This window comes from Robiginitomaculum antarcticum DSM 21748 (genome assembly GCF_000365025.1).
In the GTDB taxonomy this organism is placed as follows: domain Bacteria; phylum Pseudomonadota; class Alphaproteobacteria; order Caulobacterales; family Maricaulaceae; genus Robiginitomaculum; species Robiginitomaculum antarcticum.
In genome coordinates, this window is the sequence record NZ_KB823013.1 from 296,314 (window position 1) to 323,082 (window position 26,769).

Here is a 26,769-nt window from a genome sequence, read left to right on the forward strand (position 1 = left end):
AACTCTTTATTCTTTTATTCGGCCTCTTTTTCGGCACGAAGTTTTTCAATGGCGTCCTTTTTCAGGCGAGCCATACGCTCTTGGCGGGACTCTTTCCAGCTTTTATGTTTACGCGTGTCGTAATAAAGCCAAGCCAGAACACCTGCGGCGAAAATGGCGGAAATCCAGAATACCGGTGTTGTAAGAATACTTTCCATAAGAGACACTCCTAAAATAAAAACCCCGCACATTAGATAATGCGCGGGGTCTTGTTTTCAATGCACAATACTGTGCAGGCAGGCATGCTTAGCTTAAGCGCCGACCTCAAATGTGATTTTCAACGTCACGCGAAACATGTCGATTTTATTGTTCTTAATTGTCGTAGTCTGATCGCGCACATAGGCCGACCGGATATTGTCGACAGTTTTAGAAGTGCGGGTAATCGCTTTTTGGATAGCATCTTCGAAAGATTTTTCGCTTTCGCTCATAATTTCGACGGACTTCATAATAGCCATGGGATACTCCTTGTTGTGATGCTGCGGTGGTGCAGCTTACTTAAGGAGCGCAGGGCGAACCTAAAAGTTCCAAAATGGGCGATTCTTTATTAGGCCGTTGCGGTGATCCAGCCCCCGCCGAGCGTACGCTGCGCGTCGCCGCGATCCTCGTAAAACACACAGGCTTGTCCGGGGGATATGCCTGCCTCAGGCTCAGCCAGTTCAACGGCAAGCTTACCGCCCTCATAGCGCAAAGTCGCCGGTACAGGCGGACGGGTCGAGCGGTTTTTGACCCGCACGGCAAGCCCGTCCAGCGCCGCGCCGATATCGCCGTCGCCCAGCCAATTGACCTCTTCGACATAGATATGGCTGCGCAGAAGCGCCTCATGCGCCCCGACCACAACGCGGTTTGTCTCCGCGTCAATGCTGACAACATAGAGCGGATCCGCGCCAGAGCCATCCGGCAGGCCAAGACCGCGCCGCTGCCCGATTGTGTAATACATAATGCCGCGATGCTGTCCCAATATGCGGCCGTCCTGATGCACGATGTCGCCCGCCACAGCCGCATTGGGACGCAGCTTCTCAATGACGTCCGTATATTTTCCGGTCGGCACAAAACAAATATCCTGGCTGTCCGGCTTGGCGGCGACATTTAACCCCATCTCGGTGGCCAGCTTGCGGGTCTCCGATTTGTCCATTGCGCCCAGCGGGAAGCGCAAAAAGTCCAGCTGCTCGCGCGTTGTGGCGAACAGGAAATAGCTTTGGTCTTTGCCGTGATCATAGGCGCGGTGAAGCTCCGGCCCGTCTTGACCCTGTACGCGCTTGATATAGTGCCCCGTCGCCATACAGTCCGCGCCCAAATCGCGCGCGGTTTGCAGCAGATCTTTGAATTTAACCGTCTGGTTACAGCGCACGCAAGGAATAGGCGTCGCGCCCATCAGATAGCTATCCGCGAAGTTCTCAATGACCTGCTCTTTGAAATTGCTTTCGTAATCCAAAACATAATGCGGAAAATCCATCATTTCCGCGACGCGGCGCGCGTCATATATATCCTGACCCGCGCAGCAGGCTTTAGCGCTCTTAATCGCCGCGCCATGATCATATAGCTGCAGGGTTACGCCAATGACCTCATAGCCCTCACGTTTTAGCAAAGCCGCGCAGACAGAACTGTCTACGCCGCCGCTCATGGCGACGACGACGCGGGTTTGCGATGGAGGTTTCGCAAATCCTAACGAATTTATATCCTGTTTTACGCTCATGACCGTTAAATAGTGAGGAGAGTCGTTAATGTCGAGCCTGCTCGCCAGTCGCCAGTACCAAAACGGGACTCATATGACATGAAAGATTCGTAATAGAATCAATTCGTTAGCCCGGCGAGTCATAATTTGTTTACCAAGGTTACCGCGTTAACCATCGTAAACATTTGTTTTTATTCACTTTTTTTGGAGCATTTTTGCATTGATTCAGACCTTTTTAATATCAAGCGTTTAATAACAGTCTGACTAAAGAGAGAAACAATAAGGGACGCGAAGAATGGATCGCAAACTCAAAAGAGAACATGTTGTCATTGGGCCGGAAGGCACGCCGCTTACGATGGCAGATTTACCTAAGCCCAGTACAGTACGCTGGGTTATCCGGCGCAAAGCCGAAGTTGTCGCGGCTGTACGTGGCGGCCTATTGACCTTGGAAGGCGCGTGTGAGCGCTACGGCTTGTCGTCTGAAGAATTTCTCACATGGCAGCGCAGTATTGAAGCTCACGGCATTGCCGGACTTCGCACAACACGCACGCAGCAATATCGCTAAGCGGTATTCATATTAAAAAATAATATACCGTCCGGTTCATTTCGGGCGGTATTTTTTTGCCTAAACATCTGATTTAATTTATAATTTTTAGGTCTTTTTAACCCTGAATTGCTATTCGCTGTCACAGACCTGAACAATCAGGCGCGCGTAGATATTCTGCGCAAATTGGTGAAATGGAAGGGTGTCAATGCCTCACAATGTAAAGCGCGAAACCCGCGCGCGGCTGTTTTGTATTATGGCTGCAGAGGATGGACTGCCATCTGCAAACTCGGCCCGCGCTCTAGCGCATGCCGCGCGCCGCAGGGGTGACAGCGTCCTGCTGGTTGACTGCGCCGATAGCATAAATTCAGAACCGGCCACGCTTTCAGATGTCCTGCGCGGTGAGGCTCAGCTATGCGACGCCAAACAGATATGCCCGCACAGCGGACTTATTGAGGTCCAGGCCGGCGACGCACCATTATATGATATTTTAGGTATATTGGCCGCTTTATCGCTGACCTATGACAATGTTATTGTTACCACGCCTTTCGGATGTACGCCGGCTATTGTGCGATTGGCTACCGCCGCGGATGTCAGTCTGCTGCATTATCACAGCCAAAGTGACCGGTTTATGCGCGGCTATTGGATGCTCGACGCGCTGCGGACGCGATGCCCGCGCCTTGATCCACTGCTCATAGCCTGCGGCCCTGAAGATGAGGCCCGCGAAGCCCATAAGATGCTGACCGATACCATACGCGAATTTTTAGGCGCGCCGCCGCCGCTCGCCGCAATTATTACGCGCGACGGCATGACGAGCGACGCTGCAGACGGCCTGTTGGACCATTTGGATATAGCAGAGCCCGCACGCCGTTCCGCCTAATGCCATAATTTTTGCAGTTTTCACGACGGATTTTCATGTCCGGCCCGTTTATGGTTATGAGAGAGCCACTAATGGAGCTAAAAACATGAAACGTTTACTTATCACATCTGCCCTTATGGGAAGCACCCTGCTTGTTGCAGGCGCTGCGAACGCACAAACACCTGATCAGCGGCCGGACCGCATGGAGCGCCCAGCGGCGATGATGGCCAAGGTCGACACCAATGCTGACGGCTTTATCAGCGCGGCTGAATTTGCCGCCCCTGCCATGATCCGCTTCGACGAAAATGATATTAATGGTGACGGGATGCTTGACGAAGCTGAGCGTACGGCCGCCCGCAAAGCCCCCCACGACAAGCGCCGCGAGAAGATGTTTGATCGCAAAGCCCGCATGATGGCCAAAGTCGACACCAATGGTGATGGCACGATCAGCGATGCTGAGCGTGAAACCGCCCGCGCCGCTATGAAAGCCAAGCGCGCAGAGCGTAAAGCCATGCGTCAAGAGGCCCGCGCCGATCACCCTGCCCGCGCCGATCGCCCTGCCCGCGTCAACCCGGACGCCAATGATGACGGTTTTATCAGCCGTGATGAATATATGGCGCGTGTCACTGCCCGTTTCGATCGCTCTGATAAAAACGGTGATGGCGTTTTGGCCGCAGACGAGATGAACCTTCGCGGCCATCAAAAAGGCCACAAGGGCATGCACAAAGGCCGCCGCGGTCAGCGCTAAGCCCTTTGCGTAACACTGACGGCATAAAGACGGATCCCGATAAGGGGTTTATTCTGGCTATGGCCGCGGGCGATGCCCGCGGCTTGTCCGGCCTTATGGACGCAAATCTTAAGCGCGTGACCGCGCTGGCCTATCATATGCTCGGCGATCAGATGGCCGCCGAAGATGTAGCCCAGGATGTCTTTCTGAAGGCGTGGCTGAAGTCTTCAGAGTGGGAATTTGGCAATGCGATGTTTCTGACATGGATGCGCCGCGTGGCGACCAATACCTGTCTGGACCGTCTGCGTAAGCACCGAGAAATTCTCAGTGACACACTGCCGGAACCGGTCGACAACGCCGCATCTGCAGAAACGCAAATGGCCACGGAGCAGACCAGCGCGACTATTGGCGCGGCCCTAGCCAGCCTGCCGGACCGGCAGCGTGCAGCCCTGACGCTCAGTCATTACGACTATGTCAGCCAGTCCGAAGGCGCGAAAATATTAGAGATTACCGAGGTGGCTTATGAGTCGCTTCTGGCCCGTGCGAGGCGGGCTTTGCGGGATATTTTACTTCCGCAAAAAGACAGCCTGATGGAGGGATTGGGACAATGATGGATACAGCTAAAAATATCAAAATGAATGCTCTGCGCTTTGTGCAGATTGTTGAGGCTTATGGCGCTGACCCGATACGCTGGCCCGAAGACGAGCGCGCCGTTGCTCAGGATTTTGCAGCCCGTCATGACAGCGCCGCGCAGGTTTTAAACCGCGCCGGGCAGATCGACGCTCTTCTGCATCGCCGCCGCGCGCCCGCGCCGACAGATTTGTTGAAAACGCGGATACTCAAACGGACCAATGCCGCTCAGCTAACAGCGAAATCTGTGAAATCCCGTCCCGCTTTTTATCGCATTGCCGCCGTCATCCTGTTTGCCGGCATTGCCGGACTGCTGTTTATGCAGCAACCTAGCAGTAAAGGCTTTACCGATGCGGAGATTGAAATTCTGACAGCGCAGACTGAAGAGGTGAGCGTCGAATATGCCGATGCCGGTGAATTTATAAACGCGCAGCTTGATGATCTATGGGATGGTATTTAGCTTAAGCGGCCCATTTTATCAGGCTGAGTTTTTCCGGCCGCGTCAGTTTTTTTATCGCCGCTTCGCGCTTTTGCGCCGCGCTGCGATCAGGAGCATCTTCCGTATAAACCACAGTCACAGGGCCGCGCCGCATTGTATATTTCGCCCCCCGGCCCGCATTATGCTGCGTCAGGCGGCGCGCAAGATTATTGGTCACGCCGCAATAGAGTGTCCCGTCCGCGCAGCGCAGAATATATATTGTCCAGTCCATCCCATTTAATAGGGGCAAATGTATGAGCGTGAGGTTAGGATTATCAGTATTATTCGCATCATTTGCCTCTCTAAGCGATAGCCATATAGATCACGCCGTCATGCCCACTCGACACAGCCCTAAAACCCGCTAAATACGCCTCATGCAAATCCCAGAAGATACACTCGCCCAGGTTCTTGACCGTTTCGAACAAATCGAAGCGCGTATGGCCGTGGTCAGAGAACCTGACGAAATCGTCTCCCTGTCCAAAGAACACGCTGAATTGCGCCCTGTGGCCGAGGGCGTAGCCAAGTTGCAAGCCCATATGGCGGAAATGGCCGATCTGGAAGAGCTGGCCTCTGATCCTGAAATGGGCGCGATGGCCAAGGATGAATTACAAACGCTCAAAGACGCTCTGCCCGATTTACAAAAAGCCGTGGCCGTGCTGCTTCTGCCCAAGGATAAGGACGATAATGCCTCGGTTGTGTTGGAAATCCGCGCGGGAACGGGCGGTGACGAGGCCGCAATTTTTGCCGGCGATTTGTTTCGCATGTATAGCCGCTACGCGCAGCTTCAGGGCTGGAAAGTCGAAGTCGAATCCGAAAGCGAAGCCGATATGGGCGGTTATAAAGAAATTATCGCGTCTGTCTCCGGTAATGGCGTTTTCGGCAATATGAAATTTGAGAGCGGCGTTCACCGCGTCCAGCGCGTACCGGTGACCGAAACACAAGGCCGCATCCATACCAGCGCCGCCACAGTCGCAGTGCTGCCCGAAGCTGAAGATATCGATATCAATTTTTCAATGAATGATGTGCGCGTCGACACTATGCGGGCCTCCGGCGCGGGCGGACAGCACGTAAATAAAACCGATTCCGCCGTGCGGATGACGCATGAACCTTCGGGCATTGTCGTCGTCTGTGACGCAAAATCGCAACATCAGAACCGCGCCAATGCTGAAAAGATTTTAAAATTACGGCTCTATGATATGGAGCGCGAACGTATGGATGCCGAGCGCGCCGACGAGCGTAAGTCCAAAGTCGGCAGCGGTGACCGCTCCGAGCGCATTCGCACTTATAATTACCCGCAAGGCCGCGTTACAGATCACCGGATCGGCCTGACTCTATATAAGCTGGATAAAATCGTAGCCGGTGACGAATTAGGCGATGTCATTAACAGCCTTCTGGCCGAAGATCAGGCCAATAAACTGGCTGATCTCGAAGCGGGCTAATGGAGGGTCTGCGCGACGGCGTCACGATCCGCACCGCGCGGACTATATTAGCCGCGCGGTTTAAGACTGCAGATAATAATGACAGCGCTCTCGATGCGCGCCGTTTGGTCGGACATGTCACCGGCTTAAGCGATGCAGACATGATCGCTCAAAGCGGCGATCATTTAACCGAAACGCAAATTGAGGACCTCCGGTTAGCTGTGCATGCGCGCCTCTCCGGCAAACCCATTGATCTGATACTGGGTTATCGCGATTTTTGGCTAGACCGCTTTATCATTACCGCAGATGTACTCTCGCCGCGCCCCGAAACCGAGGGCGTAATAGAGGCGGCCTTGCGCCTGCATCCTCCCGTCGATAATCCGGCCCTCTCAATCTTAGAACTGGGCGTCGGCAGCGGCGCGCTCATCCTGTCGCTTTTGCGTGAGTATGCGCAAGCCAAAGCGCTCGCCGTGGATATTTCAGCGGCCGCCCTATCAGTGGCCCGCGAAAATGGGCGGATTTTAAATCTGAATTGCGACTTCATCAAAAGCGATTGGTTTGAGAATGTTGAGGGTCAGTTTGATCTAATTGTGTCCAACCCGCCATATATTTCCGGTGCGGACATGGCGGCGTTGCCTTCCGAAGTGGCGCTGCACGATCCGCGCCGTGCCCTGTATGGCGGCGAAGATGGATTGGGTCCTTACCGTATTATCGCTGCTCAGGCGGGAGCGTATCTAACCCAAAGCGGAAGCGTGATACTCGAAATTGGCAATCGTCAAGCGGCACATATTCGCGATATCTTACACCACGAGGGATTTGATAATATCGCGATCCACGCTGATCTGGCGGGACATGACCGTATTGTCACTGCAAAGCGATAAAAAAACGCTAGACATATGTCAAAGTGACGCTAGGTTTGTATTGCTTAACAGGCGCGAAGAGCCTGAGCACTATTCGGAAAAGAATAAGGATAATCGGACAAGGTTCCGATTTGGGCGCACAGCGCCGTTTTTAAAGATATTCGCCAAAAGGATCAGGCATGAAACGCCAACGCGGACGCAATAATAACAATAATAATCGTAGACATAATAATAGTGGTAACGTCAATCCGAACCGCTCAATGGATAGTAACGGACCGGATGTTAAAGTCCGCGGCTCGGCCAGTACGATCTTTGAGAAATATACGACGATGGCCCGCGATGCCAAAACCAGCGGAAACCGCCTCAAAGCAGAAAACTATCTGCAACATGCTGAGCATTATCTGCGCACCATGAACGAGATGAATGCCAAGCTTGAAACGCAGCGTCTTGAGCGTGAAGCCGCCAAAGAGGCGCAGCGTGCAGAGCGCGAATCCCGCAATGGCGGGGACACTTCCAATGATGATAATGACAGTGACGACGACGATAATACGTCTCGCCGCAGAAATACGTCCCGCCGCCAAAGCGCCCGCGACGATAATCGAAATGATAACACCCGCAATAATGATCAAGAGGATATGAAAAAGTCTAAGGACACCTCCTCTGACCCGTCTGAAGAAAGCCCTAAAAAGAAGAAGGCCGTAAAGCCCAAAGCTAAAAAATCCAAAGATGAGCCTGTTGCTGACGGTCTGGAAATTGTCACCCCGGGTGAAGAGACCCCTAATCCGCGCCGCCGCCGCGCGCCGCGTCGCAAAACCACTGCCGACGGCGAGACTGAATCAGCCTCTTAAATCACTAAAAATATGCATATAAAAAGGCGCCGTGAAAACGGCGCCTTTTTTCTTATTGTGTTTAACCGTTAAGCCGTAGGGGGGTTTTTCTTTGTGGCAGGTTTCTTTTTCGCCGCCGGTTTCTTTTTAGCTGCCGTAGTCTTGGCGGCAGGCTTTTTCGCCGCTGTGGTTGACGCTTTTTTGGGAGCGCTCTTCCGCGCCGGGGCTTTTTTCGGCGCGGCCGCTCTGGGCACTGGCACCGGCTTTACCTCAATATCCGCAACATTAACTTCAGGCTGAGGCGCAGGATTTTTTTTCATTTTGGCACGCGCTTCGGCCAGCTGGTTGGATGCCCGGTCGCCAAAATCGTTCATATCCTCGCGAATATCTGTCGCTTTTTCAGACACACTGTCTTTGGCTTTATTGGCCGCTGATTTCGCTGAGGAGAAGCTCGAACTTGTACGTTCCGCCATGCTTTGGCGCGCCCGCAGCGCCGCTTCGCGCATTTCTTTGATTGCCTCATCTCCCGGAATAGGCGCTTCGCTGTTAAGTCCGCCCAGCGCTGTATTGATATCACCAAGCCGCCCGTAAATGCGGAAAATAATAATAATCAATTCGCAGAAGACGCGCCACAGCAATAGGGAAACGAGGAATGCGACGATCGCAATCAGAATATCGCCAATATGAAAGCGCGCAATATCGCGTAGAAAATTTATCACAAATGAGACGATGATCGCGGCTAGGCCGATATAATATAAGAGCTTGATAATCCGTTCGGATATCATCTCTTTAAACGTTAAAACGTTATCAATAATCGATTTCATATGCGCCTCCAGATCTTACACTTACGTGATGATAGGCGCGCGTCTGACGCGGCGCAAGCGCTAAGCCCGGAGCCTTGACTTAAGGGAGTGAATCCGCAGGCGTAATGCTGGCGACCCGTCCGCGCAAGGCGGGCTCCTGACCCGCAAAAACCGGGCCGGCCTTCAAACGAATATCGTCAATCTCTTTGCGGCGGGCGTCAAATGCGGCTTTTTCAGCAGAAGGTAGAGGTTTGCCGGACAATGTTGACAGGCTGCGCGGATTAATCGCTTTGCCGCCTTTATGGACTTCATAATGCAAATGAGGGCCCGTTGATCGGCCTGTTGTTCCAACATAGCCAATGGTCTGTCCCTGACGCACGCGCGAGCCGGATCGGATGCCACGGGCAAAGCTTTTCATATGGGCATAGGCCGTTTTATAGCCGTCAGAATGACGAATGCGGACATAATTTCCAAAGCTGCCATAGCGGTTGGCGCGCTCGACGGTTCCGATACCCGCCGCCATGATAGGCGTGCCGCGCGGCGCGGCAAAGTCAACACCTTTATGGGTTTTAACATAGCCCAGAACAGGATGTTTCCGGCGGCCATAACCCGATGAGAGGCGCGCGCCATTAACGGGGGTACGCATGAGTTTGCGTTTCGCGCTTTTGCCGTCCGCATCGAAGAAGTTCTCGGAGCCGTCTTGGGTGGTATAAAGGTAATAACTGCTGGTTTTACCGCGCGGGCTAAAGCTGGCATAGAGCAGATCACCGGCTTTAAGCGGGTTGCCCTGTGCGTCGCGGTATAGTTCAAACGCCATAATAAAGGCGTCGCCTTTGCGAATGTCACGCTGGAAATCAACGCTGTGCTCATAAATATGAGAAAATTGGCCGGTGACTTTGTCAGGAACGCCCATACGTCCTGCATCTAGGTAAAGTGAGTTTTCAACCGTCCCCGAAACCTGAACAATCTCTTTGGGGAAATTCACAGTCAAATCGCGTGTGCGGTACTCGCCTTGATTATCACGGCTGACAAATACGGTGCGGTCAAAACTGGGTTTTAACGTCACCTCTGTCAGTTGCGGCTCTGCGCTTTTATCAAAATACAGCGTAACCAATTGTCCGGCGCGAAGATCGCGCGGATTATAAGCCGTCGCAAAAGCCTCCATCGCATTATAGGCTTCATTTGGCGCCACACCATTACGCATGAGAACCGGACCCAAACTGTCGCCGGGCTTTAATTTTATGGATTTAATATCTCCGGCTAGGGACTCATTATCACTGAGAGAGGCGAAGACCACGTCTTCGCTCAGCGCGGGCAGTTCAAGCGGCACAATCTCCGCCAGGGACGTCACCGCGTCAGGCTTAAAGATCAGCAGGCCTGCGAATAGGGCCGCGGCGCAGATTGCACCGATGATAACAGGACGTTTGTTTTTCAGTTTTTCTGATAAAGGCTGCGTCTCAATATTCATATCAGGTGTGGAATTCACTGTGTCTCCCCGGATTATAGTCACGCCTTGTCTACGCAATGCATATATTAGGCCATATCATTTCGCGCAACATGACAAAAATATAGCTTACCAATGGTTAACGCCGCCCCATAGTGTATTATTATTTAGTATTGGGCGTCACCTAATAGCTGACTTACCTTAGCGCGCCGTGTTAAGCAATTTTTATGACAGCCGCATCTGCCGATTTGTCCCAGACACAACGCGATTTGCGGCGGAAACAGACCCGGCGCCGATGGGCGCGTCGTATTGGCGCGGCGCTGCTCATCCTGATTGTCATCCTGTTTATCGGTATTGTTGTGCTGATCCTGAACCGCAGGGCCGTGGTCGAAAGCTTGATTACCCGAACATTGTCGGGGCGGGGTTATGACAGTTCGCTGCAATTGGAATCCTATTCCGGCAAGCATGCGGTGATTAAAAATATCCGGTTGTCACAAGACGGCGAAGTCTTTTTTACGGCAGATCATCTGCGCGCCGAATTTGATTTCACAGAGCTTCAGGCCGGGCGCGTCGAGCGTATAGAGCTGAAAGGAGCCGTAATAGAACTTGAAATTGACGAAGCCGGCAAAATTATCAGTCGCTGGCTGCCCCCGCCTAATCCAAATTCGACCGGCCTTCCTGTTGGAAGCGCCGTCCTCACAAAATCTAAAATCAACATCGCCTCGCCTTATGGCCGTCTGCCCCTGTCCGGTAACGCAGAGCTGCTCAAAAACGGCACAATCGCAGCCGATCTTGACTTGGCCAAAACCGATATTACAGGCGCGCAGCTTTTGCCGGGTTTTCAGGCCACGGTCGCAGGCGGCGTAGATCTCGTCATCGATAAGGGTAATGTTAAGATCAACGCTGCCCGCCTGCGTTTTGACACGATAAAGTATCACGAGAGCGAAGGCCGCGACGTCAATGTCACAGCCACAGGCGCGCTGCGGCTGCCCAATGAAACCGGTGCCGCGACGCCGCAATTTACAGGAGAAGCGGGATTTGATGCAGCCCGCTTGCAATTGGGCGGAGCGGATATCGAAAATGTCAGCGCCACAGTTAACGGGCGGATAGATATGGACGAAAGCGGCGGCCTTGATTTCGAGGGCCGCGGCAGTGCCGCGCTGGCCAGCCTGACCCATCCGGAATTCACCGTAAAAGGGGGGGCATTGAGTTATGACGGCATCGCGCAATTTGACGAGGTCGCCGGCCTGATCCTGCACGGACAGCTTGATTTTGACAGCGTAGAGAGCGGCCTCACCGATCCGGCGCGAGCCCGCGCTCTGGCCGAAACTATGACGCTCTCCGCGACTTTGTCCGCCGTCCCTGTGACGCAGCAGTTCAGCGGTGCTTTGACCGACGATGTGGCCACGCTGTTGCAAGGCAGCGCGGCAAAAATGCGCGTCGACATCGCCCTGACCGGAGAGATGCGGCGCTTGGACATTGTGCAGCCGCTGACCCTGAAACGCGGCGCTAAATCGCTCACGGTTAGCGCGCTTAACGATCATCCGGCCTATTTGCGCCAAGACAGTGAATTGACTCTGGCGGTTGCTCTGACCCTGCGCGGAGCGCGGCCGCTTAACTTGGACAAGCTTATCATTAAAGGCCCTGCAACGGACGGCTGGCTGTGGGATAATGTGCGCAGCGTCAGCGCGGCTTTGCGGACGGGCAGTGAATGGCAGGGCGCGCTTGGACGGCTGTCGCCGCTGAGCACAACAATTGAATACAGCGCCGAAAATGGCGGGCAATTGCGCGTTGGCGGTCAGCTCGAATATGACGGCCCGCTTGTGGACGGCGTCGACGTGCGCGGCCTGCACTATAAGGGCGGGCTGTCGATAAATGACGGCGCCATTATCTTGTCGCCCAGCACGCCGGTTACGGCGGAGCGCCTGACCACATCGCTGGATTGGCAGCTGCGCGATATCCGTCTGACCCTGCCCGGAGCGCAGCGCATCACATCACAGCGGGGCAACGTGAGGACGGTTTCGATTGCGGCTACCGATCTCTCTGCGCAGGTCGTTAATACCAAGACCGATCAGCAAGCCGAGGTCACAGCCGCCGCTTTGCAACTGGACGGCAAAATGGCGGGCGCAAACCAAAACTGGAGCGCCGCGCTGGAGCAATTGGCGGTCAGCTCTGACACTCTTCCCGCTGCGGACACCCGCGCCAAAGCCGCCACATTGACGGCAACACTGTCGAAATCCGCAGCCGCGCCATGGCAATACGCTGTCGATAGCCCCGCCCTGTCGGTTCGGCTTAAACCCGTCACCGTCACGCAATTGCCGCTCTCCATAAAGGGCACCGGCGGCGATATGACCCTCGATTATGACGGTGGCAAAGTCGCGCTGGACGACTCAAACCTGCCCGCCGTCCCGCTGACGGGTCAGGCCCGCATTAAAGACGGCGTCATTACGGGCGAGGCGAGCACCGTTCTGCCGCGCGCCACAGCCTATCCGATCAATGCCGCCTACCGCTATCATGACGGCCGCGGTGAAGTGAATATTGACGTGCCGCGTTTCGTCTTTACCGAGCGCGGTTTGCAGCCCGCCGATCTGGTCCCGGCTTTGAAGGGTAAAATCACCGGCGTGCAGGGTTTGGCGAGCGCCAAAGCGCGTATCGAATATATCGCGGGCGAGCCGCTCAAATCCTCTGCCACCGCCAATCTGCAAGGGCTGGATTTCGGCACATTGGTCGGCCCGTTTACAGGCGTGAAATCCGAGCTGACGTTCTCCTCACTTATGCCGCTACGCACGGATGGCGAGCAGACCCTGTATATCGGCTCATTTGACCCGGGCATCCCGCTGGGCGAAGGCGTGGTGCGCTTTGCCGTGGTCGAGAACGGCTTTGATTTGCGCGACGGGCGCTTCCCGCTGCAGGACGGCTTTATCAGCCTTGATCCGACTTTGTGGCGCACGGATGAGCGCAAGAACAATGTCACCGTGCGCGTGCAGGACGTCTCGCTGGGCACCATATTGGGACAGGCCAGTGACGGCCGTATCAAGGCCACGGGCATTGTCACGGGCACGCTTCCTATCGCTGTAGACGGCGTCGATGTGCGGGTCGAAAATGGCCGCCTCGAAATCGCTGATGGCGGCGTGATTGAGATCATAACCGAGGATTTGGACGCATTTAAAGACGCCGAAGGCAGCAAAAAAATTGTCCAGGACATTATCCGCCGCTTTGAATATGAGCGCATGTTTATCGAGGTCAACGGGCCGCTGGACGGAGATATGAAATTCGGCATCGACTTTACCGGGGGCAATCCCGAGGTTCTTGGCGGGACGCAGTTTAAGATACGCACCCGCATTGAAGGCGAACTGGTCAACATCACCCGCAACCTTATAAAATATTTCAATTCCAACAATGTTATCGATCTTATTGTCACCGGAGACCGTTAATGCCAAGTTCAGCTACGATCAGTTAGGAGAGACTATGTTTACGTGCTCAATGAGGTCTGCTTTGACAGGTCTGGCGGGTTTAACTGTACTTATGGGCGCAAGCGCGTGCGAATTGCCCATCCGCATACAGGCCCCTGACAAACCGATCGAGATTAACTTAAACATCAAAATTGATCAGGAGATTCGGGTTCGCCTCGACAAAGATGTCGAAGACCTGATTTCAGACAACCCTGATATTTTCTAGGAGGCCGATATGGCACAGATGAAAACACTTATTATGTCCGTTCTGGGCGGCGCAGCCCTGATCGGCGGCGTTGTGGCCGGCACGACACTGCTGCCGGATATGTTGGTGGCGAGCGCCCAAGCGCAAACCGCTGACGATTTGAAAGACCAAGGCAAAATCGGCGAAACCGCCGAAGGCTATCTGGCCGCGGTTACTACGCTCACCTCGAGCGAGCAGGCCGCTATGGACGAGATCAACGCCAAGCGCAAAACGGTCTATACCCGTCTGGCGCGCGAACAGGGCGTCTCGGTTAGCGATGTCGCCAAATTGACGGCGGAAAAGCTCGTCGCCAAAGCCCCGTCCGGTCATATGATCCGCGACGGATTCGGCGCTTGGGTGCCTAAGCCTTAACCGCTGAAATTCCGCGATAGTGGGCCCGTTGATCGCGCAGGCGATCAATCGGGGATTTCAGCGCTCTCTCGGTTAGTCGCTCACCGTAACGACTACGATTTTTAAGCCCGTCGCTAACGCGGCGGGTTTTACGCTGTCCCCTCCCCGCGCATCCGCTCGCGCGCAGCCGCCACGTCACAATGATCAGGCACGTCCTCCCCCGCCTCAATCCTGTCCACCAAATCTAATAGACGCAGTCTGAACCGCTCGCGTTCCTGGGCCGTTGGCGGCGGAACCTCTTCATAGCGCATATATCGGGGCGGCCAGACCCGCGTCTCGGATATAATTTTGGCCAGCAGCGCCCGCTGTGCGGCCACTTTGACCCGTATTAATTTCTGCGCCGGCGACAGCGCCCCGCGCCTGCATGTCGGGCATAGCGCGCTCGGAGCGGACATTTTACGCCGGCTCATCATCACCCCCGGATATCTCGCCCGCATGATGCCCCGCGGCTCTATCCAATATTGCCAGCAATTTTTCACGCAGCATGTCCGCGTCGTCGGGATGGAGCGGCGGCAGGTCTTCATAGGCGATTCCCTTTGGCGGCCAATCCTGTCCGTCCGCCGCCAGTTTCGCGGCGCGCGCCTCTTCCACCAAAGCTTTAACCTGCGCCAGCTCATCGGACGGAGATAGGGAAGCCCGCCCGCAATCAGGGCAATGTACGGGCGGCTCTGTCGGCGGGTTTTTATACTGTCCTCGGCTCATATTTTTCCTTTATGGATTTTGCTTTATGTTTGGGTCACCCCCTCAGCCCATCGACCGTTGGTCGCCGGACAGCCGCCGGGCGGCCCCGTCCCCCGCACAGCAGGGGAGCAAAAGATTGAGAGCCGCTTAGCTTTCCTCCCCTGCTTGCGGGGGAGGTGCCGAACGCAGTGAGGCGGAGGGGGTGTTACTCAAGCGCCACCGTGCGATGACGCATCGGGTCGTCACGAAAACAAGAGGCGAGTCTCGCCCGTAGGGCGAGCCGGGAAATAATAGTGTGTGCCCAAGCCTACACGCGCCATCCTGCGATGGCCCATCGGGTGACCACATGCGCGCCGGGTTGGTCGGCGGCGGCGCGCCGCTAAAAATGTGCGGACGCATCCGCGAAGCCGTCTCCTTGCCGGAGACCGTAAGGGTAAGTGTTTCGCAAAGAGTTAGCTTCGCGGCGATATCTCGCGGCCCTCCCCTGTCGGGGCATGAGCATCACACTAAGAGCTGCGTCCCACGCGAGGTCACAGACCCAAACCCGTTTGATGTAGGCCGTAACCCCACATCGCCCGGATCCAATACCGATCTCCTGAAAGTTACCGAACGTCGACACCCGGCCCGCCACAAGAGACAGTTTAAAGATAGGGCAGATTTGGGAGGCGGGGATGGATTTATCTGAAAGTGCGGTTTTATGGAGGTTTCGGGGGAGGGGAGGTAGGGATAGCGGCAGGTTCGCACTCCTACACCTCGCCCTTCGAGTCCACGCGCCTACGGCGCGTCCTCAGGATGAGGTGTTCTGTGAGTTTGGGCATTTTAGTGGTAAAATCCAAAAGGAAGCCTCATCCTGAGGCGGCTTCGCGGTAGCGAAGGCGGGACCGCTCCGGCGGCCCGGTCGAAGGACGAGGCGGTGGTTATCTCAATGGTACGTACAATTCACAACCTCGCGACCATCTGCCCTCTCCCCACCGGGAGAGGGTGCCCGGAGGGCGGGTGAGGGGAAGATAACCCAAATCGTGCGTTACGAAATTTATAAAAATAGAAGAGCCGTTCTTCACCCCATTAAGGTCACCCGACACCGATTGCTTAGGCGCATTATCTCCCCTCATCCGGCCTGTCGGCCACCCGCTCCGGCGGCCCGGTTCTCCCCGCGTGAGAAGGCCGATAATCGTGAAAGTGGTTTTAAATTGTGCCGCGGCGCTTGGAGGCCATCATGTAAACACAGGGCTGCATGGCTCATTATTGCGCGATGGATCCTCGGGTCAAGCCCGAGGATGACGCAAATAAGGAAATAATGGATGGCCGCGCGCAAAGAATAACAACTTATAATATAATATAGTACTTGACACCTATAACTAACGAATAAAATGTGAGGTATGGCAAGCACGCTTACAAAATTTAAATACTCTCTCCATTTAGGATCTTCAAATTTAAAGAATTTTGAAGAATTTTTGACAGCGAAAGCAAAAACGCAATGTACAAAAATAAAGCTTAGAGGGCCTCTGAAATTTAAGTGCACTCTGTATTATAAACAAACCCACACAAATGTGCCCGGTTGGGCAAAAAATTTAGATTTGATATTTGAAGTAGATAAAAAAATTAGTTCACGCTCAGCGGCTGCAGCGATGCTTTTCGAAGCTAGCGGACGAATATTTGCCTGTACATTTGGATTTGGTCACACTTTTCTAAATAATGACCTTAGAGAAAATGACTTTGGGCTAATTGTTGCAGCTAACTCACTATCTGACAAAGGCATCAGAGTCGTAGAAAAAGCAAATCTCGGCACAGTTTTGAGGGATTACACTCAAGCCGCAGGAATAACAAATCTACGAGATTTTGATGTGGACGGTGCATTAAGTCTAATAAAGAAACTAAGCGGTTCACATAAAAATGGAAATGGAACACTCCAAGGGGGAACATCAATTAGTCTCACTTCAGAAAAAGACCTTGCGAGAATAGATGAAGTTGCCGACAGCCTGTTGCAACTATATAATTCAAAGGATTATCAAAAGTCCAGTTTTTCTATTATCGAAAAAATAAAACCTGTACTTGATGTCGATATAGAGAAGAAATTGAACGATGAACTCCTAAAAGACCTGCAGTCGTTATCGCCAAATTTCGAATTGGGGATGCCCGAAATAGACACTGAACCATTTAGTTATTTAACCATTTCGGGATTAAGAACAAATAAGAAGTTCGCTGACATCTCTTTAGAAACTTATTTAAAAGTTTCAGGAGCACCATCATCTATAGATGATCTACACAATCACATGGTAGTAACGCATGATTTAGATGAAGTAGCAAAACGCGGTCGCTGGAGCATATATAAAGGGCTTGTCGGATCCTTAATGTATAATGGTCGATGCTGGGCTTTGAATGAAGGGAAATGGTATTCAATAGAAAATGCATTAAAGACTGCTTCTGACAATGCTTTTCAGAATTCATCTTCAGGACTTGATATCAATTTTACACCTTGGCCACTCGTTGAGAAAACCAAAAATGGTGGTCAGAAAGTTATGATTTATGAGCCAGAAGTAGAATATAATCAAAGAGTTGCATCGAGTGCCCCTGCACAATACCTATTTTATGATAGAAACCTTTTTAGTATACCAAACAACCCAGGCCCGGGCATAGAGGTTTGCGACCTTTTTGATATAACTAGTAGGACATTAATTCACGTTAAAAAAAGTGGCCGGAAATCAAGTGTGATAAGTCATTTTTTGAACCAAGGCCTGAACTCGGCTAAACTTTTAAAATCTTTTCCTAAAATAAAGCAAGATTTTCTTGAAGATTTAGAAAAAAAAGTTGACCCAACTACTTTTAAGGCAATTGAAAATGAGTTCCCTGATGGTTGGACTGTAGAGTTTAAGTTTGGTGACAGGCCCAAAAAAAATGGGGATTACACAATACCCTTTTTCTCAAGAGTAACTTTTGAAGAAGTTAGGCGCGAAATAATTGCTAGAGGTTTCAAGGACGTAAAAATATCCTTTATACGAATGTCGAATCCCGGGAATTAATTTGCCGTAACACTTCTCACCCCACCCGAACCAATTCCGCTTTCGCCTCAACCGCCGCGACAATATCGTCCACCATATCGTCATTATCCGTCTTCCCCGTTTTCTTCCCCGCATGGTACATCATGCCATAACCCGCGCTGCCGCCGGTGAAGCCGACATCGGTGAACATGGCCTCGCCGGGGCCGTTGACGACGCAGCCGATAATGGACAGCGTGATCGGCTCTGAGATATGGGCGAGGCGTTCTTCTAATGTCTGCACGGTTTTAATCACGTCAAAGCCTTGGCGGGCGCAGGACGGGCAGGAAATAATATTGACGCCGCGCGTGCGCAGCCCCAAAGATTTGAGCATATCAAAGCCGACTTTGATTTCTTCGACCGGGTCAGCGGATAATGACACGCGGATGGTGTCGCCGATCCCGGCCCAGAGCAGATTGCCCATGCCGATAGAGGATTTAACCGTGCCGATGCGCGCGCCGCCTGCCTCTGTCACGCCCAAATGCAAGGGCGCGTCGGTTTGATCGGCGAGCATTTGATAGGCCGCGGCGGTCAGGAACATATCCGACGCTTTGACGGATATTTTATACTCATCAAAGCCCTCATCTTCTAACATGCGGGCATGCATGAGCGCGCTCTCGACCATGGCGTCGGGGCAGGGCTCTCCGTATTTCTCGAGTAGCTCGCGTTCCAGAGAGCCGCCATTGACCCCGATACGGATGGAGCAGCCATTGGCGCGCGCGGCGGCGACGACTTCTTTGACCCGCGCTTTGCCGCCAATATTGCCCGGATTAATGCGCAGGCAGGCCGCGCCGTTTTCGGCGGCTTCAATCCCGCGTTTATAATGAAAATGGATATCCGCCACGAGCGGGACATTGACCCGGTCGGTAATCGCGCGCAGGGCGAGGCTGCTCTCGGGATCGGGGCAGGAGACGCGAACAATATCGGCCCCGGCCTGCTCCAGCGCGGTGATCTGCGCCACCGTCGCATCGACGTCATGGGTGAGCGTATTGGTCATGGACTGCACCGCTATCGGCGCGTCGCCCCCGACCCGCACGGAGCCGACGCGGATTTGGCGGCATTTGCGGCGAACAACAGTGCGCCACGGACGGATTGAATTGATGTCTTGTCCCATAAGAGCTGTCTGCCATGGATTTGCGGCGGATTGAAGGAGATTATGCTGTAAGGACAGGCTCTGGAGGTGAGGATGGGATTCGAACCCACGTTAGGCTACAAACCTAAACACGCTTTCCAAGCGTGCGCCTTAAACCGCTCGGCCACCTCACCCTACCAGATCCATCTCGGTGGTTAACCCGAGAGGTTTTATATAAGCGCACGCTTAATCTTTTAATGTTTCAATCGTCAAGCGATTGAAACTGTGCGCCTTAAACCGCTCGGCCACCTCACCAGATATCCAAGAGCAAGCGCGGCTTATATTTCAAAGCCGCGCAAGGTCAAGCCTTACGCCGTGTGTTTTGCATACGTCTAAATCAAGACGATCCAAACCAGCGGCGCATGAAGCGGCGATAGGCGGAGTGGCGCTCTTGTGCTTCGCGCTTAACCTTGCCCGCATGGCGGCTGACCGTGTCAGACATGTCGTCGATTTCTGCGTCAATGCGGTCCGTCACCGGGTCGACATTGGTCTTCGTCCATTTGCGGACGGCCCGCCAGATGATAAAGATAATCACGGCGAGGATGGTCAGAAAGGCGATATTAAACCACGGGATCAGAAACACATTGGGCCCGTCCACCGGCTTGATCTTGGTCGCATTGGGCCAGATCGAGAACAGCCGGATGCGCCAGCCATAATGGGTCACGGCCACCCATTGCCCGTCTTTCGCGCTCATATCGGCGGCTTTGGCGGATAATTCACTACTGTCAAATTTCAAGTAAAACGGGAAGGCCCAGCCCGTATCCTCATTACGGTATACGCGCGATTTGCCATTGGCGCGTACGGTCGATATAAAGCGTACATCGCGCGTCGCTTCGGCATTTGTGCCGACATCCGGGCTGTCCCAAAACGGCGAGCCTTTGCGAATATCCATTCGCTTCACATCAGTATCAACGATTTTGACGATGTCGCGCTGCGGCATGTAATAATGCAGCCCGATGGCGGTGATGAGCAGGACGGTAAACAGGATAAATCGTTTGATGAATTTCATAATAAACCCCTAGGAATACTGCGCCAGATAGCCGAGCAGCGCCATCACGGCGAGCGGGAACAGATAGACAAAGATAAACAGTTTCGGTTTTAATCCGCGCTCATAATCGCGCATGCCCCGGGCGATATAATCGTCTTCGGGCAAATCGGTCTGTCCGGCTTTGACATCATTTCGCAGTTTCTGGCGCTTGCGATAGCGCGACAGGGTCGACAACGCGATATAGATCGCCGTCAGGATCAGCAGAATAATAACGATATTGCGCACCCAGATGATCATAATTATTTCCCTCTATTTTTTCCCTTATTTGGGCCGCGATAATGCCCTTTGTCCCAGCCCAGCTCTTCGCGCATGCCGCCCCGCTTTTTGCCAAACGGTTTAACCACGACAACGCCGTCCTGAACAGTGGGCGTGCCCCATGGATTACTCATGCGCGGCAGGCCATCTTTGCCCAGCTTGGCGCGGTTTTTGACCGGCGCCATAGGCTCCGGCATAGGCTCAGCCATAGACGGCTCCGGCCCGAACAGAGCTTCGCGCGCGCCCGCTTTATCGACGGCATATTCAGCGGCGAGGAATTTGGAGACATAGTCTTTTTTCGCGTCCGGCCAGCCGCGATAGGCCTCATAAAAGAGCGGCTTGTGACAGATGAACAGCTGCCGGAAATCCATACGCGACAGATCCGAGAGCAGCATATTGACCAGATCGCGGTCCGCATGCGCGCTGCCCCGAAGCGCGTAGAAAAACGCCGGATGATCCGGCCCCATTCTCGGCACGGCCCCGCCCATGCTGGCCCAGCGCCAATAGTCCATCAGGCCGTAAAATTCCTTGGGCATGTCTTGGCCGTATTTACGCTCCAGCCTGCGGATATTGCGCCGCGTAATCCCCGACAGATCATCGCCTAATTCCGCCGCGCGGGAAATGGCAATAAAATCAATCTTCTGTTTTATGATCGCCGCGCTTTTGTCATTTTTGCGCTGCACGATAAGCTCGGACAGCCCTTCATCACGCAGGAAATTGGCAATGCCGTCACGGTCTTCAAAGGTCAGGATATTTTTAATCGGCAGATCATGCAGACCGTCAATATTATCGCGCGCAATGATTGTCGGCTTGGCCGCATCGCGAAAGACGTAGACGCCGCCAAAATGGCCGGTGAAATAATTACCCTGCGTGAAGCTCTTGGTTTTCAGCTCGACAGGATTGCGCTGTATATCGCCCGTGCGTTTGGCCAGCTCGATCATGTTCGCGATTAAAACATCATCCCACCACGCATCGCCGGTATTCAAAAATGTCTCGATCTGGCCGCGCAATTGGCCCGCCTCTGCGAGATGGGATTGCACCGTATCGGCCTCGACATCGATGCGGTTTATATTGAGAAGGTCTGCCGGATTTTCAATCGAAAACACGGAGTTGAGCAGCTCGCCCGCCACCGCTTCGCGCGCGGTCAACGCGAATAGCTGATCTTCATTTTCATCAATATACTGGCGCAAAATAGAGCGCGAGGTAGAGAATTGCGAACCCAGCAGCGGCGCGGTTTTCTGGTCCGTCGACAGCAGGATGAACATGCGGTTACACCCTTGCGGATTCAAATAGAGATCATCGCCAAATTCATGCCCGATCTCAGGCGAATATCCGCTAATATCAATATGAAATTCAGTCAGCGCCATTCTGCGCCCAATCAAATGCTCCAGCGCGCGGTTATACCGCTCGACGAGAGCAGCGGAATTGACCTCATAAAGATTGCCGAACATCAGGCCGTTTTTGACGAGACGCATCATAGGTCGCTCTCAACATCATGAAAATTTACTGAAACGTCTTCGCATTTTACTGAAATTCGACCCCAATCACCTGCCAAATAGCAAGCGCCTTCGGATACAATAAAAGAGTCAATATTTCCCATATCTTCTTCGTAATTTGCATCAATTGATCTATGCGAATTTGAGCGATCATCTTGAATTGAGGAGCACGATGAAAACTTCAATACACCTTTTAAGTAACAATGTTGTTCATCGCGTTTAGGTGACTGATAAAATTCATGCCCCTCACACAGAACAAACTCCATTATAAAAGAGACATCAGCAGAGGTTGTTATAATATCAAGCACATAGGAATCTTCTAAATAGACATGCGCTAAAGGCCCAACAGCCTTATTATACTTAATAGCTTTGGAGATCACGAATCTAACCCAAGTCTGTTAATGTAAAAAACATAAAGATCACCCCTCACCCCCCAAATAACGCGACTTCGCTTCGGCTTGGCGGCCGAAGTCGCGCACCATATTATCAATCGCGATTTCGTCGCTTTTGTCGGCGTAGCGAAATTCGCTATCGGCGTAGCGGTTAATTTCCTGAATAAGCATGTCGACGGTTATGGGCCGCGACATATCGGCGATCATTTTGCGTTTGGTGTCATAGTCTTTGAACAGGAACAGTTCGGGATTTTCCATCCATTCGTCGGGGAGTTCAAAATCCATCGCGCGGACTTTGACGGCGTCGGTGATGTTTTTAATGGCCCGTCCGGTGAAGCGCTCGTCGGCGTCTTGAATGCCTTTGAGATAGGTGCCGAGTTTGGCGATGGTGTCGAGTTTACCGATCTTTTTGGACACAGCGTCAAAGACTTCGATCAGCCCCTCTTCTTTGGGCCGGGAATAGCTCTGATAGCTCTCGGCGACGGCTTTTTTAATGTGCTGCGCAGCGAACAGATCATGCTTTCCAGTCGGGATGTTGTGGTTTTTTCCCATTAATAAATGCAGGATATCAATGTAGTCGTCGCGGCTTTGCGGCCCGTCGACGAGGAAGCGCGCGCCCGCGCGTTGGCGCAGGGCGTCATCGACATTTTCCGGATAGTTGGAGAACATACCGAATGTGCAATTGCCGCGCACGACGGTATTCGCCCCTGCAAAGCTCTCCATTAAAACGGCGGTAATCTCTAATTGACCGGCGCTTGATTGGCGGTCGCCGCGTTTGCCGGCGAGTTGGTCAATATCGTCAATCGTGCCAAAGCCGATGACCGCCGGATCGATAATAGTATTGAAAAAGGCCTTGGCGTTTTGCGCTGATTTGCCTTGATAGCTGTCAATGCTGTCCGTGGACAGGTTTTGATAGCGAAACGGATAGCCGGCATTTTCGCAATAGCCGGAGATGAGCCCCGCCATCATTTGGATCAATGTGGTTTTGCCCGTGCCCGGCGCGCCGTCGCCCATAAAGGTGAAAATAAATCCGCCTAAATCGGCAAAGGGATTGAGCTTGCGGTCAAAATCATAGGCCATCAGCATTTTAGACAGCTTCATGGCTTGGTATTTTGCGATATGATTGCCGACGACCTCATTGGGCTTTTTAAATGTCATGGTCAGCTTTGTGCCGACCGAGCGCGCATAGGGCGTAAAGCCGCTAATTTGGAAGTCATCGTCTTCGACGCGGTAATTGACCGAGGTAAACGGCTCCAATCGTGGCATATTGCTGGCGCGTAGGGCAACTTTGTCCATTAATTGCTCAAGGAAGGCTTTGACCGTCGGGACGAGTTTGGACTCATCATCAGCGAAGACCGCCAGATCCTGATCCAGTTCCCACAACGCGCCGGACAGCGCTGTATGAGCGTTATCGGTCAGCACTTCCTGGACCTGTCCGATTTCGACATTAATCTCCCCGCCGTCGCTTTGCAGCGCTGAGAGTAGGAAGGCCGTCATATTGGCAAAAACATGCAGAGAGATCAGCGCGCTGCCCGCGAGCAGCTCGGAGAACTCTGTTTTGCGGCTATCGGGGAGCGCGCCTTGAAGATTGGATTTGAGTAGCCCGGCCAGTCCCGTCTGCTCGGCATATTGGTCAGCCACGACCATGGATGTAGCGAGCGCGCGGCGCAGGCTGCGCAAAACGTGGGCCTGAGTCGGGCTGGTTAGCGTATCGCCATCATCTGCGCCCTCGATGCGGTCGATCAGATGCACGCCCTCGGGGCGGGCCGTATTTTGGGTGACAAGGCCGGGCGTAGTGGAGCGAAACCGGCGGCGCGCCGCTATACCCGATGAGCGTCCATTGGCCGGCGCGGCCTCTTTTTGTTTGGCCAGACGCGGCGTATGGTCAAAGCCGTCCAGCAGGCTTTGCGCGGCGGTGTATTTGGCGCGGATCAGCTCTTCTTTTATTTGCATCAGGTCGGACGTTGCGGACATAAATCTCTCTAATATCTGGACTTAATTATAACTTAAAATCTTGGACTTTTGGCCCACCACATATTTGCGCACATCGGCAAAGTCGGCTTTGGCCTGTTCTTCCAGCACTTGGTAGGCGCCGTGGGGCAAAATGAGCGCGCGGCGAATATCGGTGACGCCGGCCTCTGTGCTTTCAAAATCCGTTTTATCAAGCGCGTAGACCTGCCGCTCGGCCTGTTTAAACAGCCCGACTTTTTCCTGAGTTGTGGATTTGGACACAAGGCTCTCCACCGTCCAGGCCAGCGCCCAGTCTTTGCCCGGTTCGCTGCGCGCATTGGCCAGCACGTCACGCAGCGGGCCATGCTGCTGCGTGAAATTATGGCTATACATCGGGCCAAGGTGAAAACGGCGCAGCATTTTCGGATGCAGCGTATCGAAATCCTGATCAAAGCCGCGCGCAATCGTCAGCAGCTTTAGCCCTGATACGGCCTGCGCCATAAGGTGACTTTGTACGCGCGGCCAGCGGCGCTCGTCATGGGGGAGCGGACGGTATGATGTGTCGTCCACTTCCATCAAATACAGCACCGGCAGATTGCTCTGGCTGTCATAGGCCGCCCAATGGATCAGGTAGGTGCGCCGTCCGGCCTTGAGGTCTTTTCCGACCCAGATAATTTGTGGATGGTTCTGCGTTAAGAACAGCTCTTTTTGCGAGAGATATTCATAATAAATCCGCTGGCTGAGCGCATATTGCAGCTGCGTCGGGGCGCTTCGGTCAGACAATATATGCTGCACCATATCTTTTTTCAGACGCTCTTGGGACGGCAGGGATTTAAGGTGTTTTTTCGCCTGCGTCGCGTCCGCCGCCATTTGCATCAGCTCGCGGTGAACCGGAAATCCGCTTTCGGTTTTATCGATTGTAAACTGCGCCGCCGAGGCTATGCCCGCGCGGTCCGCCATTAGATATTTATAAGACAGGGCGGTAAAGGTATTGGACAAATGCCCCAGATAGCCTTTGAGCATTTTGACTTCAGGCGAGGTAATCTGGCGCTCGGTCTGGGACAAGTCCGCAACCTCGCCCAAATGGGCGATAATACGTTCAAATTTTGCGAAATAGCGCCGCGTTGCTGCCGCGGTGCTTAAAACCTCGTGATCAAATGTCAGGTCCACCTATGCGGCCTAACCTTGATCCGGCGTCTGCCCATATGCATTTTTATCATGCATTTCGACGATCTTCTCAAATCGGCGGGCAAAGCGCTCATCGGCTTTGACCTTCTCCTCTAACACCTTGCGGGCAAAGACGATGTGATCTTCGTGGGATTCCATCATTTCCGCCATACGCGTATTGGTGGCCGCGCCAATCGCCGCCATAGCGACCTGCGCTTCTTTATCTGTGGCCACGCCGATCTCGTTAATCTGGTGGGCGACTTCCTGTTGCTGCGCGGTTTTCAGCGATTTTGACAGAGCGTCATAGAGCACGACGCGCTGTTTGGTGTCAGTCTGCAGCTTGTTAATCAGCACCATTTGCGTGGCGGCCTGGTTTTGCAGACTGTCCAGCCATGTTTTGCCTTTTTCAATATAGCGCTCTAATGTTTGACTCTTCGCCAGTTGAACCTGCTCGGCTTGCGCCAGCTCATTATACTGCGAGTTCACAGCAGCGAGTTCTGACTCAAGCTGCGCGCGCAGTTTCGGATTGGTCTCTGCGGCCAGCTTGCCTTCCAGTTCAATAATACGCGGGTCGAGCGCGAGCAGGTCAGCCTTGATGGTTTCCAGCATATTCACCGCCGCTTCACGGTCGGTCAGCGTCGTCGCCAAATTGGCCTGCACTTGCTCTTTATGGCCTTGCAGCGAGTTTAGCTGATCAGTCAGCATCTGGCTGATAATATTGGATTTGCCGATCAAATCTTGGAGTTTGTCTTCGATCGAGGCGACGCGAATGCGTTCCTGGCGCATCATCTCGGAGCGTTTTTTCGAGAACACGCCGACAAAGGACTCCCATCCGGTTTTGGACCGCATGGCGTCGAAATCTTTGGAAAAGCCCGTCGTGACATCATCTAGGCCTAAAATCAGCTCTGCGATATTGGCATTCATGGCCTCCGCATGTTTATGGACATCGTCCAGCGAGGCGTTCTCTATATCGACCGAAATATCCGTGCCCTGCGCCATTTTGGCCCGCGCCGTATTAATACGCGTCGACAGCTCGGCGACTTTGGACTGTGACTGCGCAACCTGTTTTCTGGATTCTTCGATTTGGGTCTCGAAACTGGACATATATTCCCCTTTTTGTGTTATTTTACACATAAGGATTTTTGGGCAATATTCAATCGAGATTTGGTCGATTTAATAAGAAAACCACGCTATTACGGGCTTTT

The 26,769-nt window shown here is 53.3% G+C and carries 29 protein-coding genes and 1 tRNA gene; 13 read left to right on the forward strand and 17 right to left on the reverse strand.

Annotated elements, in window-relative coordinates; genetic code table 11:
• Positions 1-14 precede the first annotated feature (14 nt).
• From H142_RS0110835 to mnmA, 3 genes are all read right to left on the reverse strand, one after another.
• Entirely contained in the window at positions 15-197 is a 183-nt protein-coding gene (locus H142_RS0110835; protein ID WP_017932156.1) for a hypothetical protein, read from the reverse strand.
• Positions 198-290: 93 nt separating this feature from the next.
• On the reverse strand, positions 291-494 hold the full coding sequence (locus tag H142_RS0110840; protein WP_017932157.1) for a dodecin family protein: 204 nt from the start codon (positions 492-494) through the stop codon (positions 291-293).
• A gap of 89 nt (positions 495-583) precedes the next feature.
• Positions 584-1,732, reverse strand: a complete 1,149-nt coding sequence (gene mnmA / locus H142_RS0110845) for a tRNA 2-thiouridine(34) synthase MnmA (protein WP_017932158.1) — start codon at positions 1,730-1,732, stop codon at positions 584-586.
• 274 nt (positions 1,733-2,006) lie between these two features.
• On the opposite strand from mnmA, the gene sciP reads away from it, so the two are divergent.
• From sciP to H142_RS16390, 5 genes are all read left to right on the forward strand, one after another.
• A complete protein-coding gene (gene sciP, locus H142_RS0110850) occupies positions 2,007-2,276 on the forward strand; it encodes a CtrA inhibitor SciP (RefSeq protein WP_017932159.1) in 270 nt (89 codons plus the stop codon).
• 187 nt (positions 2,277-2,463) lie between these two features.
• Positions 2,464-3,135 (forward strand): MinD/ParA family ATP-binding protein, encoded by a 672-nt coding sequence (locus H142_RS0110860; RefSeq protein WP_017932161.1) that lies wholly within the window; start codon positions 2,464-2,466, stop codon positions 3,133-3,135.
• An 85-nt stretch (positions 3,136-3,220) separates the two neighbouring features.
• Positions 3,221-3,862 (forward strand): EF-hand domain-containing protein, encoded by a 642-nt coding sequence (locus H142_RS15475; protein WP_017932162.1) that lies wholly within the window; start codon positions 3,221-3,223, stop codon positions 3,860-3,862.
• A gap of 5 nt (positions 3,863-3,867) precedes the next feature.
• On the forward strand, positions 3,868-4,452 hold the full coding sequence (locus tag H142_RS0110870; protein ID WP_017932163.1) for a sigma-70 family RNA polymerase sigma factor: 585 nt from the start codon (positions 3,868-3,870) through the stop codon (positions 4,450-4,452).
• A complete protein-coding gene (locus tag H142_RS16390) occupies positions 4,449-4,931 on the forward strand; it encodes a hypothetical protein (protein WP_017932164.1) in 483 nt (160 codons plus the stop codon). The genes H142_RS0110870 and H142_RS16390 overlap by 4 nt, the downstream gene beginning before the upstream one ends.
• Position 4,932: 1 nt before the next feature.
• Here H142_RS16390 and H142_RS0110880 read toward each other — a convergent pair whose 3' ends face one another.
• Positions 4,933-5,181, reverse strand: coding sequence for a GIY-YIG nuclease family protein (locus tag H142_RS0110880; protein WP_017932165.1), 249 nt, complete (start codon positions 5,179-5,181; stop codon positions 4,933-4,935).
• A 142-nt stretch (positions 5,182-5,323) separates the two neighbouring features.
• Here H142_RS0110880 and prfA point away from each other — a divergent pair, with 142 nt between their 5' ends.
• From prfA to H142_RS15485, 3 genes are all read left to right on the forward strand, one after another.
• Positions 5,324-6,388 (forward strand): peptide chain release factor 1, encoded by a 1,065-nt coding sequence (gene prfA / locus H142_RS0110885; RefSeq protein ID WP_017932166.1) that lies wholly within the window; start codon positions 5,324-5,326, stop codon positions 6,386-6,388.
• Complete coding sequence (gene prmC, locus H142_RS0110890) at positions 6,388-7,248, forward strand: peptide chain release factor N(5)-glutamine methyltransferase (RefSeq protein WP_017932167.1); 861 nt, start codon at positions 6,388-6,390, stop codon at positions 7,246-7,248. Before prfA ends, prmC begins: the two co-directional genes overlap by 1 nt.
• Positions 7,249-7,406: 158 nt before the next feature.
• Positions 7,407-8,075 carry a DUF4167 domain-containing protein gene (locus H142_RS15485; protein ID WP_017932168.1) on the forward strand — a complete coding sequence of 223 codons (669 nt, stop codon included), beginning with the start codon at positions 7,407-7,409 and terminating at the stop codon, positions 8,073-8,075.
• A 68-nt stretch (positions 8,076-8,143) separates the two neighbouring features.
• On the opposite strand, the gene H142_RS16395 is transcribed toward H142_RS15485, so the two are convergent.
• The gene (locus tag H142_RS16395) at positions 8,144-8,878 is read right to left on the reverse strand and encodes a DUF4282 domain-containing protein (RefSeq protein WP_017932169.1); all 735 of its coding nucleotides are present in this window, start codon (positions 8,876-8,878) and stop codon (positions 8,144-8,146) included.
• Positions 8,879-8,957: 79 nt separating this feature from the next.
• Entirely contained in the window at positions 8,958-10,343 is a 1,386-nt protein-coding gene (locus H142_RS15495) for a M23 family metallopeptidase (protein WP_156812002.1), read from the reverse strand.
• A gap of 185 nt (positions 10,344-10,528) precedes the next feature.
• Between H142_RS15495 and H142_RS0110910 the strand changes: the two genes are divergently transcribed.
• Genes H142_RS0110910 through H142_RS0110920 form a run of 3 tightly spaced genes read left to right on the forward strand, consistent with a single transcriptional unit; the run spans position 10,529 to position 14,369 of the window.
• Positions 10,529-13,735: an intermembrane phospholipid transport protein YdbH family protein gene (locus H142_RS0110910; protein ID WP_017932171.1), complete on the forward strand. Its 3,207-nt coding sequence runs from the start codon at positions 10,529-10,531 to the stop codon at positions 13,733-13,735.
• A gap of 34 nt (positions 13,736-13,769) precedes the next feature.
• The gene (locus H142_RS16695) at positions 13,770-13,979 is read left to right on the forward strand and encodes a YnbE family lipoprotein (RefSeq protein WP_233341672.1); all 210 of its coding nucleotides are present in this window, start codon (positions 13,770-13,772) and stop codon (positions 13,977-13,979) included.
• A gap of 9 nt (positions 13,980-13,988) precedes the next feature.
• Complete coding sequence (locus tag H142_RS0110920; RefSeq protein ID WP_017932173.1) at positions 13,989-14,369, forward strand: YdbL family protein; 381 nt, start codon at positions 13,989-13,991, stop codon at positions 14,367-14,369.
• 128 nt (positions 14,370-14,497) lie between these two features.
• Here H142_RS0110920 and H142_RS0110925 read toward each other — a convergent pair whose 3' ends face one another.
• Positions 14,498-14,818 carry a hypothetical protein gene (locus tag H142_RS0110925; RefSeq protein ID WP_017932174.1) on the reverse strand — a complete coding sequence of 107 codons (321 nt, stop codon included), beginning with the start codon at positions 14,816-14,818 and terminating at the stop codon, positions 14,498-14,500.
• A complete protein-coding gene (locus H142_RS0110930) occupies positions 14,805-15,110 on the reverse strand; it encodes a hypothetical protein (protein ID WP_017932175.1) in 306 nt (101 codons plus the stop codon). The genes H142_RS0110925 and H142_RS0110930 overlap by 14 nt, the downstream gene beginning before the upstream one ends.
• Before the next feature lie 325 nt (positions 15,111-15,435).
• On the opposite strand from H142_RS0110930, the gene H142_RS16875 reads away from it, so the two are divergent.
• Together H142_RS16875 and H142_RS0110935 are read left to right on the forward strand one after the other, a co-directional pair.
• Entirely contained in the window at positions 15,436-15,774 is a 339-nt protein-coding gene (locus H142_RS16875; protein WP_156812003.1) for a hypothetical protein, read from the forward strand.
• A 694-nt stretch (positions 15,775-16,468) separates the two neighbouring features.
• Complete coding sequence (locus H142_RS0110935; RefSeq protein WP_033315207.1) at positions 16,469-18,109, forward strand: DUF6119 family protein; 1,641 nt, start codon at positions 16,469-16,471, stop codon at positions 18,107-18,109.
• A 16-nt stretch (positions 18,110-18,125) separates the two neighbouring features.
• On the opposite strand, the gene ispG is transcribed toward H142_RS0110935, so the two are convergent.
• From ispG to H142_RS0110980, 9 genes are all read right to left on the reverse strand, one after another.
• Positions 18,126-19,238: a flavodoxin-dependent (E)-4-hydroxy-3-methylbut-2-enyl-diphosphate synthase gene (gene ispG, locus H142_RS0110940; RefSeq protein WP_017932177.1), complete on the reverse strand. Its 1,113-nt coding sequence runs from the start codon at positions 19,236-19,238 to the stop codon at positions 18,126-18,128.
• Between the two features lie 61 nt (positions 19,239-19,299).
• Positions 19,300-19,390 (reverse strand) — tRNA-Ser (locus H142_RS0110945).
• 203 nt (positions 19,391-19,593) lie between these two features.
• Entirely contained in the window at positions 19,594-20,265 is a 672-nt protein-coding gene (locus H142_RS0110950; protein WP_017932178.1) for a DUF1523 family protein, read from the reverse strand.
• Between the two features lie 9 nt (positions 20,266-20,274).
• A complete protein-coding gene (locus H142_RS0110955; protein ID WP_017932179.1) occupies positions 20,275-20,541 on the reverse strand; it encodes a hypothetical protein in 267 nt (88 codons plus the stop codon).
• 2 nt (positions 20,542-20,543) lie between these two features.
• Positions 20,544-22,037 carry a DUF6638 family protein gene (locus tag H142_RS0110960; protein ID WP_017932180.1) on the reverse strand — a complete coding sequence of 498 codons (1,494 nt, stop codon included), beginning with the start codon at positions 22,035-22,037 and terminating at the stop codon, positions 20,544-20,546.
• Complete coding sequence (locus tag H142_RS0110965; RefSeq protein ID WP_017932181.1) at positions 22,034-22,435, reverse strand: hypothetical protein; 402 nt, start codon at positions 22,433-22,435, stop codon at positions 22,034-22,036. Before H142_RS0110965 ends, H142_RS0110960 begins: the two co-directional genes overlap by 4 nt.
• Positions 22,436-22,474: 39 nt before the next feature.
• A complete protein-coding gene (locus H142_RS0110970; protein WP_026147990.1) occupies positions 22,475-24,421 on the reverse strand; it encodes an ATP-binding protein in 1,947 nt (648 codons plus the stop codon).
• A 21-nt stretch (positions 24,422-24,442) separates the two neighbouring features.
• Complete coding sequence (locus H142_RS0110975) at positions 24,443-25,567, reverse strand: hypothetical protein (protein ID WP_017932183.1); 1,125 nt, start codon at positions 25,565-25,567, stop codon at positions 24,443-24,445.
• 9 nt (positions 25,568-25,576) lie between these two features.
• Positions 25,577-26,668, reverse strand: coding sequence for a GumC domain-containing protein (locus H142_RS0110980; RefSeq protein ID WP_017932184.1), 1,092 nt, complete (start codon positions 26,666-26,668; stop codon positions 25,577-25,579).
• Positions 26,669-26,769 lie beyond the last annotated feature (101 nt).